Here is a 16,908-nt window from a genome sequence, read left to right on the forward strand (position 1 = left end):
GCGACCCCCTGTTACGAGCGCATCTCGGTGGCCCAGGATTGTAGAGAGCGAACGCCGACGTTGCGCTGACGCATCGCCTCGATCCCCTGCACCGCCGCCCCCAGGCCCTGCACCGTCGTGATCGACACGACGCCGGCGGTGATCGCGGCCGTTCGGATCTCGTAGCCGTCGATCCGAGGGCTGCCGCCCGACGTCGACCCGCGCGGGGTGTTGACGATCAGGTCGACCTCGCCGGCGGCGATCCGCTGCACGATCGTCGGTTCGCCATCCGGACCGACTCCCTGGCTGGCCTTCCGGACGACCGACGCCGACACGCCGTTACGTCGCAGCACCTGCGCGGTCCCGGCCGTCGCGAGGATCTCGAAACCGAGGTCGGCCAGCCGCTTCACCGGGAAGATCATGTGCCGCTTGTCGCGGTTGGCGACCGAGACGAACACCCGCCCGGAGAGCGGCAGCTGCCCGTAGACACCCGCCTGCGACTTCGCGAACGCCACCCCGAAGCCGGCGTCGATGCCCATCACCTCACCGGTGGAGCGCATCTCGGGCCCGAGGAGCGTGTCGACCGTTTCACCGTCGCCCATCCGGAAGCGGTTGAACGGCATCACGGCTTCCTTCACCGCGACCGGCGCACCCGCCGGCACGTCGCCTCCGTCACCGGTCAGGGGCAGCAGGCCCTCCGAACGCAGCGAGGCGATCGACGCGCCCAGCATCACCCGGGCCGCGGCCTTGGCCAGCGGCGTCGCCGTCGCCTTGGAGACGAACGGGACCGTACGCGACGCCCGTGGGTTGGCCTCCAGGACGTACAGCACGTCACCGACCAGGGCGTACTGCACGTTCAGCAGCCCCCGCACGCCCACCCCGGCCGCGATCGCCTCGGTCGAACGCCGGATCCGCTCGATCTCCTCGATACCGAGCGTCGTCGGCGGCAGCGCGCACGCCGAGTCACCGGAGTGGATGCCGGCCTCCTCGATGTGCTCCATCACGCCGCCCAGGAAGAGCTCGGACCCGTCGTACAGCGCGTCGACGTCGATCTCGACCGCATCGTCCAGGAATCGGTCGACCAGCACAGGGTGCTCCGGCGAGATCGCCGTGGCCCGCTCGATGTAGGACTCCAGCGCGGAGTCGTCGTAGACGATCTCCATGCCACGCCCGCCGAGGACGTACGACGGCCGTACGAGCACCGGATAGCCGATCTCGTCGGCGATCAGCTCGGCCTCCTCGAACGACGTCGCCATGCCGTGCTTCGGCGCAGGCAGCGAAGCCTCCGCCAGCACCCGCCCGAACGCCCCGCGCTCCTCGGCGAGGTGGATCGCCGACGGCGACGTCCCGACGATCGGCACCCCCGCGTCGGCCAGGCCGGCGGCCAGCCCGAGCGGCGTCTGCCCGCCGAGCTGCACCACGACGCCGGCGATCGGCCCTGCCTGCGTCTCGGCGTAGACGATCTCGAGGACGTCCTCGAGCGTCAGCGGCTCGAAGTAGAGCCGGTCGGACGTGTCGTAGTCGGTCGACACCGTCTCGGGGTTGCAGTTGATCATCACGGTCTCGTAGCCGGCGTCGTGCAGGGCCATCGCCGCGTGCACGCAGGAGTAGTCGAACTCGATCCCCTGCCCGATGCGGTTCGGCCCCGAGCCGAGGATCAGCACCGCCGGCCGTTCGCGCGGAGCGACCTCGGTCTCCTCGTCGTAGGAGGAGTAGTGATACGGCGTCCGGGCCGCGAACTCCGCCGCACACGTGTCGACGGTCTTGTAGGCCGGCCGGATCCCCAGCGCCCACCGCACGCCGCGCACCACAGCCTCGTCGAGGTTACGCAGCGCGCCGATCTGCGCGTCGGAGAAGCCGTGCCGCTTGGCCCTGCGCAACAGCTCAGGCGTGAGCTCGGCCGCCGCCTCGACCTCCTGCGCGACCTCGTGCAGCAGCATCAGCTGGTCCAGGAACCACGGGTCGATCTTGGTCGCGTCGAACAGCTCCTCGATCGTCGCGCCCGCCCGGATCGCCTGCACCACAACGCCGATCCGGCCGTCGTGCGGGGTTCGGATCCGTTCGAGCAAGTCGTCCTTGGCACCCGGAGCGCCGGTCCAGCGCAGCACGGCGTCGCGCTTCTCGATCGAACGCAGCGCCTTCTGCAGCGCCTCGGTGAAGTTACGCCCGATCGACATCGCCTCGCCCACGCTCTTCATGTGCGTGGTGAGCGTCGCGTCGGCGTGCGGGAACTTCTCGAACGCGAACCGCGGCACCTTCACCACGACGTAGTCGAGCGTCGGCTCGAACGAGGCCGGCGTCTCGGCCGTGATGTCGTTGGGGATCTCGTCAAGCGTGTACCCCAGCGCGACCTTCGCCGCGATCTTCGCGATCGGGAAGCCTGTGGCCTTGGACGCCAGCGCGCTCGACCGCGACACCCGCGGGTTCATCTCGATCACGATCATCCGGCCGTCGGCGGGGTTGACCGCGAACTGGATGTTGCAGCCGCCGGTGTCGACGCCGACCTCACGGATCACGCCGATCGCGATGTCACGCATGTGCTGGTACTCGCGGTCGGTCAGCGTCATCGCCGGTGCGACCGTGATCGAGTCGCCGGTGTGGACGCCCATCGGGTCGAGGTTCTCGATCGAGCAGACGATGACCACGTTGTCGGCACGGTCGCGCATGACCTCGAGCTCGTACTCCTTCCAGCCGAGGATCGACTCCTCCAGGAGCACCTCGGTGGTCGGGCTCGCGGCCAGGCCGGCGCCGGCGATCCGGCGCAGGTCGCCGGCGTTGTAGGCGAGGCCGGAGCCGAGCCCGCCCATCGTGAACGACGGCCGCACCACGACGGGGTAGTTGAGCTCCTCGGCCGCGGCCAGGCACTCGTCCAGCGAGTGACAGATCCGGCTCGCGGCGACCTCGGCGCCGAGCTTCCCGACGATCCGCTTGAACGACTCGCGGTTCTCGCCGCGCTGGATCGCCTCGATCGACGCGCCGATCAGCTCCACGCCGTACTTCGCCAGAACGCCGGACTCCGACAGCGCGACCGCGGTGTTGAGCGCGGTCTGGCCACCGAGCGTCGCGAGCAGCGCGTCCGGGCGTTCCTTCTCGATCACCTTCTCGACGAACTCGGGCGTGATCGGCTCGACGTAGGTGGCGTCGGCGAACTCCGGGTCGGTCATGATCGTCGCTGGGTTGGAGTTGACCAGGACGACCCGCAGGCCCTCCTCCTTCAGCACGCGGCACGCTTGGGTACCGGAGTAGTCGAACTCGCAGGCCTGGCCGATCACGATCGGGCCGGAGCCGATCACCAGGACGGACTGGACGTCGGAACGCTTCGGCATCAGGCGGCCCCCTGCCTCGCCTGTGCCGACTCCATGAGATCGACGAAACGGTCGAACAGGTAGGCGGCGTCGTGTGGTCCGGCGGCGGCTTCCGGGTGGTACTGCACGGAGAAGGCTGTCAAGGCGTCCTTGTCGTCGCGAAGTTCGAGACCCTCGACCACGTTGTCGTTGAGGCAGATGTGGCTGACCGTGGCGTTGCCGAAGTCGGTGCGCGCCGGCTGGTCGAGCGGCGCGTCGACCGCGCTGTGCTCATGTTCGCGGCCCGCCTGGCCACTCATCGCCGGCAGTTCGGCATGGGTTCCAGGCCAGGCGACCGCGAAGCCGTGATTGTGGGCGGTGACCTCGACCTTGCCGGTCGTACGGTCCTGCACGGGCTGGTTGATGCCGCGGTGGCCGTACTTCAGCTTGTAGGTGCCGAAGCCCAGCGCCAGGCCGAAGACCTGGTTGCCGAGGCAGATGCCGAAGAACGGCTTGCCTGCGCGCAGCACCCCGCGCAGCACCTCGACCGGATGTTCGAGCGGCTCGGGGTCGCCGGGGCCGTTGGACATGAACACGCCGTCGGGGTTGGTCGCGAGCACCTCGTCGAGCGTCGCCGTGGACGGCAGCACGTGCACCTCGATGCCGCGCTCGGCCATCCGGTGGGGCGTCATCGACTTGATCCCGAGGTCGACGGCCGCGACCGTGAGCCGCTTCTCGCCCTGAGCGGGCACGACGTAGGAGTCGGGCGTGGTCACCTCGTCGGCGAGCGCGGCGCCCACCATCCGCGGCGAGGCCAGCACTCGTTCGAGCAGCGCCTGGGGTTCGGTCTCGACCGAGGAGATGCCGGCGCGCATCGAGCCGCGCTCGCGCAGGTGGCGGGTGAGCGCCCGGGTGTCGACGCCGCTGATCCCGACGATGCCGTCGGCGCGTAGCGCGTCGTCGAGCGAGCGGCGCGACCGCCAGTTGGACGGAACGCGGGCCGGGTCGCGTACGACGTAGCCGGCGACCCAGATCCGGCGGGACTCCGGATCCTCGTCGTTGGCGCCGGTGTTGCCGATGTGTGGTGCGGTCATCGTGACGATCTGCCCGCGGTAGGACGGGTCGGTCAGCGTCTCCTGGTAACCGGTCATGCCGGTCGCGAAGACCGCCTCGCCGAACGTCTCACCTGTCGCGCCGTAGGACTCACCGCGGAACACCCGGCCGTCTTCGAGTACGAGCAGAGCCGGGCCAGGAGTAGGCGTGGGCGCAGGGCTCACTGAATCTTCCCTTCCAAAACTGTCGGCCGGCCACGCAGGAACGTCGCCACGACCTTGCCGGGCAGCTCGCGGCCGGCGTACGGCGTGTTGCGCGAGCGACCGGCCAGGCCGGCCGGATCGACCTTCCAGGGTACGTTCGGGTCGTAGAGCGTGACGTTGGCCGGAGCGCCGGCCCGCAGGCCGAGACCTTGTGAGTCGAGTCCGCCGATCCGGGCGGGGGCGGCCGACAGTCGTTCGGCCACCGTCGCCCAGTCGATCAGACCGGTGTCAATCATCGCCTGCTGGACGACGGGCAGCGCGGTCTCCAGACCGACCATGCCCATGGCGGCGGCCGGCCACTCGCACTCCTTGTCCTCCACCGGGTGCGGTGCGTGGTCGGTGGCCACGCAGTCGATCGTGCCGTCGGCCAGCGCCTCCCGCAGCGCGGTCACGTCGGTGGCCGAGCGCAACGGTGGGTTGACCTTGTAGATCGGGTCGAAGCTCGCGACCAGCTCGTCGGTGAGCAGCAGGTGGTGCGGGGTGACCTCAGCGGTCACGGGGTAGCCCTTGGCCTTGGCCCAGCGCAGGATCTCGACCGAGCCGGCCGTGGAGACGTGGCAGACGTGCACGCGGGAGCCGACGTGCGCGGCGAGCAGGACGTCGCGGGCGATGATCGCCTCCTCGGCGACCGCCGGCCAGCCGGTGAGGCCGAGCACGCCGGACAGCCGGCCCTCGTTCATCTGCGCGCCCTCGGTGAGCCGGGGCTCCTGGGCGTGCTGGGCGATCACGCCACCGAACGCCTTGACGTACTCCAGCGCACGCCGCATCAGCACGGCGTCGGACACGCAGTCGCCGTCGTCGCTGAACACGCGGACGTTGGCGGCGCTGGTGGCCATCGCGCCGAGCTCGGCGAGCTGCTTGCCGGCCCGGCCGACAGTGACCGCGCCGATGGGCTGCACGTCGCAGTGGCCGGCCTCGCGGCCGAGCCGGTAGACCTGCTCGACGACACCCGCGGTATCGGCGGCCGGGTCGGTGTTGGGCATCGCGAACACGGCGGTGAACCCGCCGACGGCCGCGGCCTGGGTGCCGGTCTCGACGGTCTCGGCATCCTCGCGGCCGGGCTCGCGGAGGTGGGTGTGCAGGTCGACCAGCCCGGGCAGCGCGACCAGGCCGTCGGCCTCGACCTGAGTGGCGCCTTCGGCGGAGAACCCGGTGCCGAGCTCGGCGATCACGCCGCCGGACAGCAGCAGGTCGGTGGGCTCGCCGCCGAGCAGCCGCGCGCCCTTGATCAGAAACTTCTCGTCGGCCATCACGACTCCTCGATGCGAAGCGGGTGGGTGGGTGCAGCGTCGGTCATCGGCGCCATGCTCTCGGCCGGCAGCAGCCCGGCAGGCCCGCCGCTGTGCGAACGCGGGCCGGTGGCCTCGAGACCGAGCGACGGCCGGACGGTGCGGCAGCCGCACCCCAGACGGGCGGCGTGCGGCATCAGATCTCCCCCTCGCCCGCGAGGAGCCGGTAGAGGACCGCCATCCGGATCGCGACGCCGTTGCTGACCTGCTCGACGATCACCGAGCGGGCGGAGTCGGCGACGTCGGCGGAGATCTCCATGCCGCGGTTCATCGGGCCGGGGTGCATGACCAGGGCGTGGTCGGGCAGCATCGCCATCCGGTTGCTGGTCAGGCCGTAGCGCCGGCTGTACTCGCGGGCGCTCGGGAAGTAGGCCGCCGTCATCCGCTCGCGCTGCACCCGCAGCATCATCACGACGTCGGTCTTCGGCAGCACGGCGTCGAGGTCGTACCCGATCTCGCAGGACCACGCCTCCGCACCCAGCGGCAGCAGGGTCGGCGGGCCGACCAGTGTGACCTGGGCACCGAGCGTGGCCAGCAACAGGACGTTGGACCGCGCGACCCGGCTGTGCAGGATGTCGCCGACGATCGCGACCCGGCGGCCGGTGAGGCTGTTGCCGAGGTGCCGTCGCATCGTGAAGGCGTCAAGGAGCGCTTGCGTCGGATGCTCGTGCGCGCCGTCGCCGGCGTTGAGCACGCTGCTGCGGATCCAGCCCGCGGTGGCGAGGCGGTGGGCGGCACCCGGCGAGGGGTGCCGGACGACCACGGCGTCGGCGCCCATGGCCTCGAGCGTGAGCGCGGTGTCCTTCAGGCTCTCGCCCTTCGCGACGCTCGAGCCCTTGGCGGAGAAGTTGATCACGTCGGCCGACAGCCGCTTCTCGGCCGCCTCGAACGACACGCGCGTGCGGGTCGAGTCCTCGAAGAACAGGTTGACGACGGTACGGCCGCGCAGCGTCGGCAGCTTCTTGATCGGGCGGTCGACGATCGTGCGCAACTCCTCGGCCGTGTCGAGGATCGACAGTGCCTCGTCCTGGGAGAGGTCGCCGGTGGAAAGCAGGTGTTTCACGCGGATTCGCCCTCCTTGTCGTGTTCCTTCTCTTTCGAGATGAGCACGGCATCGCGCCCGTCGCGCTCCGAGAGCAGCACGGTGACTCGCTCGCCGGTGGCCGTCGGAAGGTTCTTGCCCACGAAGTCGGCGCGGATCGGCAGTTCCCGGTGACCGCGGTCGACCAGGACGCCGAGTTGTACGGCGCGTGGCCGGCCCAGGTCGTCGAGAGCCGTCAGCGCGGCCCGGATCGTCCGGCCGGAGAACAGCACGTCGTCGACGAGTACGACGATCTTGCCGTCAACTCCGCCTGGCGGCAGCTCCGTGTGAGCGGGGACGCGAGCGGGCCGGATGCGTACGTCGTCGCGGTACATCGTGACGTCGAGCGCCCCGACCGCGGCCTCCGGCGGCTCGATCTGGCCGATTCGGTCACCGAGCCGGCGGGCGAGCTCCACTCCCCTGGTCTGGATGCCGAGCAGCACCAGGTCATGGGAACCCTTGTTGCGTTCGAGAATCTGATGTGCGATCCGGGTCAACGCCCGGGAGATGTCGGCCTCGTCGAGGACCTCGCGCCCAGTCAGATGCTGGGCAATCTTCGCAGCCACGGCTGGACCTCCTTCCCCGCCTCGCAGGACGGGTCGTTAAAGGATGTCTGAGTAAAACTTCCGTCATGACGGTATCAGGACAGTGCCGGGATCTGGCGCTCGGTGAGCGTCGTAGCAGGCCGTGTCGGGCTGTGCCGACCATGGACGCGAGCCACTTTTGTGCGCCGGGTCACGTCCACTGCTCGCCAAGGCGACTTGACGAAATCGTCGCAGCGAGTTACGGTCACTCTCCGTGATACACGTGGGCACGGCGGCACCGTCGCCCATGCCAAGCAGGAAGTGAGGCACGGATGCCGAGCGACTACGCAAGGTCTCTGGGCGCGAAGTTGCGCGCCATCAGGCAACAGCAAGGGCTCTCCCTCCACGGGGTCGAGCAGAAGTCCAAGGGCCGCTGGAAGGCGGTTGTCGTCGGCTCTTACGAGCGCGGCGACCGGGCGGTGACAGTGCAGAAGCTGTCCGAGCTCGCGGATTTCTACGGCGTACCCATCACCGAGCTCCTCCCGGGCGTTGGCCCGATGGGTGCGGCATCGGAGCCGCCGCCCAAGTTGGTGCTCGACCTGGAACGACTGGGTGAGCTCGAGGGTGTCGAGGTCGCGCCACTGGCGCGCTACGCCGCCACAATCCAGGCCCAGCGCGGCGACTACAACGGCAAAGTGCTGTCCATCCGCAAGGAGGACCTGCGCACGCTCGCTGTCATCTACGACGAGCGTCCCAGCGTGCTTGCCGACCGGCTCGCCGCCTGGGGTGTACTCAACGCAGACGCCGCCGAAGCCGTCGCAGACGACGAGAGCTAGTTCTCTCAGAGCCCGCCGGGCGACCTCCCTTTCGCCGGCGGCTCACAGTTAGCGCGAGTGGCCACGTTGGCCGTTCAGGTGCCCTTTCCGCATCTGGCCAACGTGGCCATTTTGCTTTCGGACTCCCCTACACTGAGCCACGTTGTCGTCGCTGAGCGGAGAGACGGATGCGGCTGGTACGTCGTTCCGGGGCTCTGCTCACGCTGCTCTGGCGCGCCGACCGGCGCCGGAGCCTCTGGCTGGCCGGCCTGGCGGTCCTGATCGGGATCCTGCCCAACGCGGTCGTGCTGGTCACGGGCGTTTTCCTGGCCGCCGTACCGGGTGCGCTCGCAGCCGGCCTCGGGTCGCCCAACGGCCGGACGGCCCTGCTCGCGCTCGTACTACTCAGCGTGGGGGTCGGCGCGTCCGGCACCGCGCTGGCGGCTGCCCGCTACCTCGGCCACGCGCTCGGATCCCGTTACGCCGGCACGCTCAGTGCGGCCGTCGCCCGGTCCTGCCTGGCGCCGCCGCATCTCACCCACCTCGAGGACGCCCGTACCGCCGGCGAGGTCGAGAGCCTCACCGACTTCGAACGCTCCGGCCTGCACTCCCAGCTCGTTCCCAGCCTGCGGATGGTCGTCTCCCGCCGGGTCGGTGGCGTCGGCGCGGCGCTCCTGCTGCTGCCGCTGGGCTGGTGGGCACCGCTGGTGATCGCCGCCGGCTGGATCGCTGCCGGCGCCGGACTGTCACGCTGGATGGAGCGTGGATTCGCGGCCGCCCGGGCGGAGGGCGGCGACCGGCTGCGGCGCGCGGAGTACGTCCGATCGCTTGCCGTACGGCCAGAACCGGCCAAGGAGATCCGGATCTTCGGCCTGGCCGGCTGGCTTCGCGGCGAGTACGTCTCTACCTGGCACGCCGCGATGGCCGCGGTCTGGCAGGCCCGCCGGATCGGCTCGCGGGGCCTGGCGCTGGGAACGCTGGCACTGGTCGCGGCTCACGCCGTGGCTCTGACGGCTCTCGTCCGGCAGGCGATGGCCGGCAGGCTCGGCATCGGAGCGGTAACGGTCGTCTGCCTGGCGCTGCTGTCCACCGAAGACCTCGGCTTCCTCGGCGACGCCCAGTGGCGCGTGGGCCGGGCGGCGTCGATCGCGCAGCAGGTACTCGACCTGGAGCACCGCCTGACCGGCCAAGCCCTCGATCGCGGCGGCCGGCCGACCCCGGCAACGGCTACGGCTGCCGCTCCGCCTCCGGCCCCGGACGGGCCAGCCGGGATCACGCTGACCGGCGTCCGGTTCGGCTACCGCGGCTCGCCCACTCCCGTACTCCACGGGCTCGATCTCCACATCCGCCCCGGCGAGTCGGTGGCTGTCGTCGGCGTGAACGGCGCCGGCAAGACCACGCTGATGAAGCTGATCTGCGGCCTCTACGACCCCGATCAGGGCACGGTGGCCGTCGACACAGCGCGGGTCGGCGTGATCTTCCAGGACTTCGTGCGCTACGAGCTCCCGCTCCGCGACAACGTGGGCTTCGGCAGCCTCCACCTGCGTACCGACGAGCAGGAGCTCACCGCCGCGCTGCGCGACGCCGGCGCCGCCGACCTGCTCGCCGACCTCCCGCACGGCTGGCAGACCGTGCTCGCACCCCACTACGCCCGAGGCGCCGACCTGTCCGGCGGCCAGTGGCAGAAGGTGGCGCTCGCCCGAGCGCTCCTGGCCGTCCGCGGCGGCGCCGGCCTGCTGATCCTCGACGAGCCCACGGCGAGCCTCGACATCCGCGCCGAGGCCGAGCTGTTCGATCGCTTCCTCGAACTCACCGCGGATGTGACGACGATCCTCGTGTCGCACCGGCTGTCCAGCGTCCGGCACGCCGGCCGGATCGTCGTGCTCGACGGCGGCCGGATCGTCGAGGACGGCAGCCACGACGAGCTGCTGGCTGCCGGCGGCCCGTACGCCACGATGTTCCGCCTGCAGGCCGACCGGTTCGCCGAAGCGGAGGCGTGAATGCGCGACCGCCTCGCCGAGCTCGGCCTGCTGATCCGCACCGCCGTCCGCACCGATCCGTGGCGGTCGCTCGGCACCCTGCTCGAGCCTGCCGGCCGCCTGATGTACCCCGTGATCGCCTGGTGCATCGGCCTGCTCGTCAACGGCATCGTCGACCGCGACGAGCCGCTGACGATCGGTGCGGCGGCAGGCATGCTGGTCGCGATCACCCTTCGCTACGTCGCCGCGTACGCCGGTACGAGCATCCGGGCCGGCCTCGCCGAGCGGGTCGGGCTGGCGTTCGACACCGAGATCGTGCGGCTGACCGGTGAGCTGCCCGGCCTGGAGCACCACGAGCACGTGGAGTACGCCGACCGGCTGGAGCTGCTCCGCCAGCAGCAAGGTGTGCTCGGCCAGTCGTTGAACGCGCTGATCGGCACCGCGAACGCCGTCGTCGGTGCCCTTGGCACGCTGGTCGTGCTTGCCCTCCTCCACCCGGCCGTCCTGCTGCTGGTGCTGTTCGCGCTGCCGACGATCCCGATCGCCGGGCGGCAGCAGCGCTGGCACGCCGACGCCGAGACCCGCTCGGCCACACCCGGCCGGCTGGCCAGGCACCTGCGCCACCTCACGACCGACGCCAAGGCGGGCATGGAGCTGCGGATGTTCGGGGTGCGCGAGGAGATCCTCGGCCGGCTGGAGACCGCCTGGGAGGAGTCCCGCCGCCCGCTGGACCGGGCCGAGCTGAAGGCAGCCGGCCTGGCGTCACTGCGTTCGGTGATCTTCCTGCTGGGCTACCTGCTGGCCGTCGGGTTCGTGCTCTGGCGCGCGACCCGCGGCTACGGCTCGGCCGGCACCGTCGCGACGGCGGTCGTGGTGTGCCAGCAGGTCCAGACGCAGGTGATCACGCCGGCCTACAGCGTGGTCAACCTCGGCCAGGCCCTGCGCGCGGCCGGCCGGTTGCGCTGGCTGCAGGCCTATGCCGCGGCGCGAGCCGCCGAAGCCGAGCAGGCTCCGGTGCCTCCGCCGGACCGGCTGCGGGACGCGATCGCCTTCCACCACGTGAGCTTCCGCTACCCCGGTACGTCCCACGACGTGCTGCGGGACGTCTCGGTCCGGATCCCGGCCGGCAGTGTGGTCGCGGTCGTCGGCGAGAACGGCGCCGGCAAGACCACGCTCGTCAAGCTGCTCGGCAAGCTCTACACACCCACCTCTGGCCAGGTGCTCGTCGACGGCACCGACCTGGCCCGGATCGACGTCACGGCCTGGCGACAACGGCTGTCCGCCGCCTTCCAGGACTTCGTACGCTTCGAGTTCTCCGCCGGCCGCGCCGTCGGCCTCGGTGACCTGCCCAACCTGGACGACGCGGAGGCCCAGCGCACCGCGCTGGCCCGGGCCGGCGTACCCGGCCTGGAAACAGCGCTCCCGTACGGCCTGCGAACCCAGCTCGGGTCGACCTGGCCGCAAGGTGTCGAGTTGTCGACCGGCCAGTGGCAGCAGCTCGCGCTGGGCCGCGCACTGCTGCGCGAGCGCCCGCTACTGCTGTGCTTCGACGAGCCGACCGCCAGCCTGGACGCGCCGACCGAGCACGCGCTGTTCGAGCGCTACATCGCAGAAGCGCACAAACGCCGATCGGACGGTGGAGTCACGGTGCTGGTCTCGCACCGCTTCTCCACCGTCCGATCGGCGGATCTGATCCTCGTGCTGGACGCCGGCCGCCTGGTCGAGCAGGGCGACCACCAGACGCTGCTACGCGCCGGCGGCCTGTACGCCGAGCTCTACACCCTGCAGGCCGAGTCCTACCGCTAGCCGCGGCTGCTTACCCGATGAAGCCCTCGGACTTCAGCCAGGTCCGCGCCACGTCCTTCGGGTCCTTGCCGTCGACGTCGACCTCGGCGTTCAGCTTCTGCAGCGCCTCGGTCGTCAGCTTCTTGCTGATCGGGTTGAACACGTCCGCCAGCTCGGGGTACTTCTTGTAGACCGACTCGCGGATGTTCATCGACGCGTTGTAGATCGGGAAGAACTTCTTGTCGTCGTCCAGCACCTTGAGGCCGAGGCCCTTGATCCGGCCGTCGCTGGTGAACACCTCACCGAAGTTGCAGGCACCCTTGTCGGTCTGGTCGTAGATGACGCCGGTGTCCATGTTGAGGATCTGCTTGGCCGGGATGTCCGCACGGTTCAGGCCGTAGGTCTTGAGGAACGGCTCGAACCCGTCGTCGCGGCTCTCGAACTCCGACTCGATGCAGAACGACTGCTCCTTCTTCGGCAGCGACGCCAGCTGCGAGTCCTTGGTGATGCCGAGCTCCTTCGCCTTCTCCTCGCGGATCGCGAAGGCGTAGGTGTTGTTCAGCGGAGTCTCGTCGAGCCAGACGATCTTGTTGTCGGCCAAGTCCTCGTCGCGGACCTGCTGCGCGAGCTCCTTGGGATCGGTGATCTGCTCGTCGTGCTTCAGGTGGGTCACCCAACCGGTACCGGTGTACTCCCAGTACATGTCGATGCCGCCGGTCGTCAGGGCCTTGCGGGTGGCGGCCGTACCGGAGATGTTCGTCTTGTCGGTCACCTTCGCCCCGGCGGCTTCCAGCGCGGCGACGGCGATCTGGCCGAGCACGAGCTGCTCGGTGAACTCCTTCGAGCCGACCTTCAGGTTGACGCCATCGAGGTTGTCGATCTTCTTGATCGAGCCTTCCTTGACGGGTCCGTTGTCACCTGCCTCGGGTGCCTGCCCACCCAGGCCACAGCCGGCCGCCAGCATGGCGACCGCGGCTGCGGCGACACCGACCATGCGCCCCGCCCGAACAGTTCTGGTTCTCATCAGTCTTCTCATCTCACCCATCTACTTCTCAATCGCTCCAGTTCCTCGCGGGTGCGCCTGTCTCAGTCTCAGACTCCCTTCGGCCGCGCGATCTGCTGGATGACCTGCCCCATCCAGTCGATCAGCAAAGCCAGCGCCGCGACCAGAAGACCGCCGACGACGATCACTGGTGTCCGGTTCAACTTCAGTCCCGTCACGATCATCAGGCCGAGCCCGCCACCGTTGACGAACGCCGCCAGCGTCGCGGTTCCGACCAGCAGCACCAGAGCCGTACGGATGCCGGTCAGGATCACCGGCACGGCCAGCGGCAGCTCGATCCGGAACATCACCTTCGCGGCCGACATGCCCATGCCCCGCCCAGCCTCGATCAGCCTCGGGTCGATGCCCTGCAGACCGGTGATCGTGTTGCGCAGCACGGGCAGGACGGCGTAGGCCGTGAGGCCGGCGATCGCTCCGCTCACGGTGGCCCGTCCGGTCAGGATGACGATCAGCACCAGCAGGCCGACCGATGGCGCGGCCTGCCCGATGTTGGCGATACCGACGAAGAACGGTGCGAGCACGCGGGTGCGCCGGCGGGTGACGAGGATGCCGAGCGGCACCGCGATCACCAGCACCAGCACCGTCGAAACGGCCGTGAGCAGGAGATGCTGGCCCATGCGGGTGCCGATCAGGTTGAGCGTGATCTGCCGGGACGCGACAGCGTCGAGGTCGGCTGTCCCGGAGAAGATCAGGACACCGATGAACAGCGCGACCGCGACCAGAGGCTGCGCGATCCAGCCGATGATCGACCGCCGCCCACCTTCGCGTTCCTCCGGCTCGGTGTCGACGACGAGTGTCGTGGCACTCATGACGGGCTCCCGCTGGGTTGGCCGGCGTCCTCGCGCATCTCGTTGATCGCCGCCATGATCGTCTCGACCCGGATGACGCCTTGGTAGGTGTCACGCCGGCCGGTGACGACGACTACTCCGTGGTTCGAGGTGAGCATCAGGTCGAGTGCGTCGTTGAGCGTCGCCTGTGTGCCGACCGTCTCGAGGTCCTCGTCGGCCGCGCGTGGCTGCAGGGCCGCCGGGCCGCGAGCCAGCTCGCGCAGCGAGACCCAGCGCAACGGGCGTTTCCGGTCGTCGAGCACGATGCAGTGCTGGCGGCCGGCCTCACGGACGCGACGGGCCGCGTCCTCCGGGTCGGAGCCGACGTCGGCGGTGACCGCCTCGTCGAGCGAGACGCTGCTGACCCGCTGCAGGGACAGCTGCTTGAGCGCCGCGCCGGCGCCGACGAACGCCGCAACGGAGTCGTCGGCCGGGTTGGCGAGGATCTCGGCGGGCGTGTCGTACTGCACGATCCGCGAACCGGTCGCCAGCACGGCGATCCGGTCGCCGAGCTTGACGGCTTCGTCGAAGTCGTGCGTGACGAAGATGATGGTCTTGCCGAGCTCTTCCTGGATCTTCAGCAGCTCGTCCTGGAGACGCTGCCGGGTGATCGGGTCGACCGCACCGAACGGCTCGTCCATCAACAGCACGGGCGGGTCGGCGGCCAGCGCGCGGGCGACGCCGACGCGCTGCTGCTGCCCACCGGACAGCTGCTTCGGATAACGGTTGCGGAACTGCGCGGGGTCGAGACCCACCAGGTCGAGCAACTCGTCGGTGCGTTCGGAGATCCGGCTGCTGTTCCACCCGAGCAGGCCGGGAACGACACCGACGTTGGTGGCGACGGTCATGTGCGGGAACAGACCGCCGGCCTGGATGACGTAACCGATGTGACGGCGGAGCTCGTCGGGGTTCCGCGTCAGCACATCGTCGCCGTCGAGTAGGATCTTGCCGCTCGTGGGCTCGATCAGGCGGTTGACCATCTTCATCGTCGTGGTCTTGCCGCAGCCGGACGGACCGACCAGGACCACGATCTCCCCGGCCGGAATCGTCATGTTGACGTTGTTGACAGCGGCTTCCGATTGGCCTGGATAGCGTTTGGTGAGCTCGACCAATTCGATCTCAACGCCGCTGACGCCGTTCTCCGTTTGGTTAGTCGCAGTCTCAGGCACGGATACCCCTTGAAATAGTTACTCGGCCGACCAGGACCAGAATCGCGTCGAATAGCAGCGCGAGAACGGCGATACCGAGCGTTCCGGCCAGGGCCTGGTTCAGTGAATTCGCCCCACCGAGCCGGGCCAGCCCGCTGAAGATACCGGCACCGAGGCCGGGACCCTGGACATAAGCCGCGATAGCGGCGATGCCCATCGCCATCTGGGTCGAGATCCGGACGCCGGCCAGGATGACCGGCCAGGCCAACGGCAGCTCGATCCGGACGAGGGCGCGCACGCGGCTCATGCCCATGCCCCGAGCCGACTCAACGACGGCGCTGTCGACGCCGGCGAGCCCGACGACAGCGTTCCGAAGGATCGGCAGGATCGAGTAGAACACCAGCGTCACCACGGTGGGCATGACTCCGAGGCCGAACGGCACGATCAGCAGAGCGAGCAATGCGAACGAAGGAATCGTGAGCCCGACGGCGGACAACGCCGTGGCCAAGTTGACGACCCGCTCGTTTCGATAGACAGCGGCCGCCAACAGGACAGCGATCACGGCTGCGATCAGGATGCATTGTGCGACCAGCAGGGCGTGCTGAGTTCCCTCGAAAATCAGGACTTCGCGCCGATAGGAGAGGAAGTCCCAGAAAGTCATCGGCCACCTCCTCTCCTCTTTTAGCTAGATGCGCCCACACGTGTCACGTAGCCGAACGACGACGTGACGATGGGTCAAGTCAGGTCTACCCGAAATTGCTTCCCAAGACAATGCCCGATATGTCCTCGGAGAGCAAGCGGCCACCCCGCGAACTCGCCACGTGTTCGCGTTATGCCCTGACAATCCTACGCTCGGTCAGAGCTTGATCACGGTACCGAAGACCCCGACCTCGAAGGGTGACGGCGCGTGGACGGCGGCGCGTCAGCGGGCGGTGACGGTCGCTGCGAACCGTTCGCGACAACCGGTCCCGAGCTCAACCATGGTCTGCTGGCCGCAGCGCGTGGCGTGACACCGAAGCACCTACCGCTGAGCATCTGAGGAATCCGAGTGCGACGACCATCAGAGCCATCCCCGGGCGGATGGCACTGCGCGACCCGCAAGGCACGATTGACAGTGAACCTACGCTGGCCAAGAGCGCCTTACCCTCTCCAATAAACCAGCGATAGCGGCCGAAAACAAGACTTGAATTCGCCGCGCCAATTGCCGAATGTTGTCCTTCGAAACCACGACTTCCGCGAGGAGGACGCGTGCCGGAAGACTCGATACCGCCGAAACTGATCGTCGTCTGTGGCCCGATGGGCGGCTACGGCAAGACCACGCTCGCCCATGCGATCGCCCGCGCGATCGGCTGCCCGGCCATCTGCCGCGACGAGATCAAGGAGGGGATGGTGCACTCCCATCCAGGATTCGTCGCCGGGCCGGGTGACCCGCTGACCGAGCGGACCTTTCCGCTCTTCTTCGAGGTGCTCGCTCTGCTCCTGCGGGCAGGGGTGACGGTCGTCGCCGAGGCGGCGTTCCGCGGTCCCGTGTGGCAGCCGCGACTGGAGCCGCTCAGCGAGCTGGCGGAGCTGCGGATCGTCCAGTGCACGCTCGACCCGCACCTCGCTCACACCAGGAACGTCGCCCGCGCGGCGTCGAACCCGGTCCGGGAGGCGCACACCGGCCCGCAAGCCAGGCCGGGGCCAGACGCGGGGACGTTCGACGCCATCGTCCTACCGGTGCCCCAGCTGGTCGTCGACACGACCGACGGCTACGACCCCGGCCTCGATGCCATCGTCGGCTTCGTCAGCCGGGATGAGAAACAGGACAAGTAGATT

Annotated in this window: 14 protein-coding genes; 4 read left to right on the forward strand and 10 right to left on the reverse strand. The window is 69.3% G+C overall.

The genetic code is table 11. The annotated features are described in order from the left end of the window. Window positions 1-11 precede the first annotated feature (11 nt). Genes carB through pyrR form a run of 6 tightly spaced genes read right to left on the reverse strand, consistent with a single transcriptional unit; the run spans window position 12 to window position 7,515 of the window. Window positions 12-3,305 carry a carbamoyl phosphate synthase large subunit gene (gene carB / locus ACYVF6_RS14425; RefSeq protein ID WP_460521219.1) on the reverse strand — a complete coding sequence of 1,098 codons (3,294 nt, stop codon included), beginning with the start codon at window positions 3,303-3,305 and terminating at the stop codon, window positions 12-14. Continuing rightward, window positions 3,305-4,540 carry a carbamoyl-phosphate synthase small subunit gene (gene carA, locus ACYVF6_RS14430; RefSeq protein WP_460521221.1) on the reverse strand — a complete coding sequence of 412 codons (1,236 nt, stop codon included), beginning with the start codon at window positions 4,538-4,540 and terminating at the stop codon, window positions 3,305-3,307. Before carA ends, carB begins: the two co-directional genes overlap by 1 nt. Then, complete coding sequence (locus ACYVF6_RS14435; RefSeq protein ID WP_460521223.1) at window positions 4,537-5,829, reverse strand: dihydroorotase; 1,293 nt, start codon at window positions 5,827-5,829, stop codon at window positions 4,537-4,539. The genes carA and ACYVF6_RS14435 overlap by 4 nt, the downstream gene beginning before the upstream one ends. After that, window positions 5,829-6,005 (reverse strand): hypothetical protein, encoded by a 177-nt coding sequence (locus tag ACYVF6_RS14440; protein WP_460521225.1) that lies wholly within the window; start codon window positions 6,003-6,005, stop codon window positions 5,829-5,831. Before ACYVF6_RS14440 ends, ACYVF6_RS14435 begins: the two co-directional genes overlap by 1 nt. After that, window positions 6,005-6,931 carry an aspartate/ornithine carbamoyltransferase family protein gene (locus tag ACYVF6_RS14445; RefSeq protein ID WP_460521227.1) on the reverse strand — a complete coding sequence of 309 codons (927 nt, stop codon included), beginning with the start codon at window positions 6,929-6,931 and terminating at the stop codon, window positions 6,005-6,007. The genes ACYVF6_RS14440 and ACYVF6_RS14445 overlap by 1 nt, the downstream gene beginning before the upstream one ends. Then, on the reverse strand, window positions 6,928-7,515 hold the full coding sequence (gene pyrR / locus ACYVF6_RS14450; RefSeq protein ID WP_460521229.1) for a bifunctional pyr operon transcriptional regulator/uracil phosphoribosyltransferase PyrR: 588 nt from the start codon (window positions 7,513-7,515) through the stop codon (window positions 6,928-6,930). Before pyrR ends, ACYVF6_RS14445 begins: the two co-directional genes overlap by 4 nt. Window positions 7,516-7,805: 290 nt before the next feature. Between pyrR and bldD the strand changes: the two genes are divergently transcribed. From bldD to ACYVF6_RS14465, 3 genes are all read left to right on the forward strand, one after another. After that, entirely contained in the window at window positions 7,806-8,309 is a 504-nt protein-coding gene (gene bldD / locus ACYVF6_RS14455; RefSeq protein ID WP_460521231.1) for a transcriptional regulator, read from the forward strand. A gap of 167 nt (window positions 8,310-8,476) precedes the next feature. Then, on the forward strand, window positions 8,477-10,288 hold the full coding sequence (locus tag ACYVF6_RS14460; protein WP_460521233.1) for an ABC transporter ATP-binding protein: 1,812 nt from the start codon (window positions 8,477-8,479) through the stop codon (window positions 10,286-10,288). Next, the gene (locus tag ACYVF6_RS14465; protein WP_460521235.1) at window positions 10,289-12,073 is read left to right on the forward strand and encodes an ABC transporter ATP-binding protein; all 1,785 of its coding nucleotides are present in this window, start codon (window positions 10,289-10,291) and stop codon (window positions 12,071-12,073) included. Between the two features lie 10 nt (window positions 12,074-12,083). Here ACYVF6_RS14465 and ACYVF6_RS14470 read toward each other — a convergent pair whose 3' ends face one another. From ACYVF6_RS14470 to ACYVF6_RS14485, 4 genes are all read right to left on the reverse strand, one after another. Next, complete coding sequence (locus ACYVF6_RS14470) at window positions 12,084-13,076, reverse strand: glycine betaine ABC transporter substrate-binding protein (protein WP_460521237.1); 993 nt, start codon at window positions 13,074-13,076, stop codon at window positions 12,084-12,086. A gap of 68 nt (window positions 13,077-13,144) precedes the next feature. After that, window positions 13,145-13,924 (reverse strand): ABC transporter permease, encoded by a 780-nt coding sequence (locus ACYVF6_RS14475; RefSeq protein ID WP_460521239.1) that lies wholly within the window; start codon window positions 13,922-13,924, stop codon window positions 13,145-13,147. Continuing rightward, the gene (locus ACYVF6_RS14480; protein WP_460521241.1) at window positions 13,921-15,111 is read right to left on the reverse strand and encodes a betaine/proline/choline family ABC transporter ATP-binding protein; all 1,191 of its coding nucleotides are present in this window, start codon (window positions 15,109-15,111) and stop codon (window positions 13,921-13,923) included. Before ACYVF6_RS14480 ends, ACYVF6_RS14475 begins: the two co-directional genes overlap by 4 nt. After that, window positions 15,104-15,751, reverse strand: a complete 648-nt coding sequence (locus ACYVF6_RS14485; protein ID WP_460521243.1) for an ABC transporter permease — start codon at window positions 15,749-15,751, stop codon at window positions 15,104-15,106. Before ACYVF6_RS14485 ends, ACYVF6_RS14480 begins: the two co-directional genes overlap by 8 nt. A gap of 587 nt (window positions 15,752-16,338) precedes the next feature. Here ACYVF6_RS14485 and ACYVF6_RS14490 point away from each other — a divergent pair. Continuing rightward, complete coding sequence (locus tag ACYVF6_RS14490) at window positions 16,339-16,905, forward strand: P-loop nucleotide/nucleoside kinase family protein (RefSeq protein ID WP_460521245.1); 567 nt, start codon at window positions 16,339-16,341, stop codon at window positions 16,903-16,905. Window positions 16,906-16,908 lie beyond the last annotated feature (3 nt).

This window comes from Flindersiella endophytica, from assembly GCF_054779015.1.

Coding starts and splice junctions, on each gene's coding strand:
- carB (WP_460521219.1), bottom strand. CDS start 3,305: ATGCCGAAGCGTTCCGACGTCCAGTCCGTCCTGGTGATCGGCTCCGGC.
- ACYVF6_RS14435 (WP_460521223.1), bottom strand. CDS start 5,829: ATGGCCGACGAGAAGTTTCTGATCAAGGGCGCGCGGCTGCTCGGCGGC.
- ACYVF6_RS14440 (WP_460521225.1), bottom strand. CDS start 6,005: ATGCCGCACGCCGCCCGTCTGGGGTGCGGCTGCCGCACCGTCCGGCCG.
- bldD (WP_460521231.1), top strand. CDS start 7,806: ATGCCGAGCGACTACGCAAGGTCTCTGGGCGCGAAGTTGCGCGCCATC.
- ACYVF6_RS14460 (WP_460521233.1), top strand. CDS start 8,477: ATGCGGCTGGTACGTCGTTCCGGGGCTCTGCTCACGCTGCTCTGGCGC.
- ACYVF6_RS14465 (WP_460521235.1), top strand. CDS start 10,289: ATGCGCGACCGCCTCGCCGAGCTCGGCCTGCTGATCCGCACCGCCGTC.
- ACYVF6_RS14470 (WP_460521237.1), bottom strand. CDS start 13,076: ATGAGAACCAGAACTGTTCGGGCGGGGCGCATGGTCGGTGTCGCCGCA.
- ACYVF6_RS14475 (WP_460521239.1), bottom strand. CDS start 13,924: ATGAGTGCCACGACACTCGTCGTCGACACCGAGCCGGAGGAACGCGAA.
- ACYVF6_RS14485 (WP_460521243.1), bottom strand. CDS start 15,751: ATGACTTTCTGGGACTTCCTCTCCTATCGGCGCGAAGTCCTGATTTTC.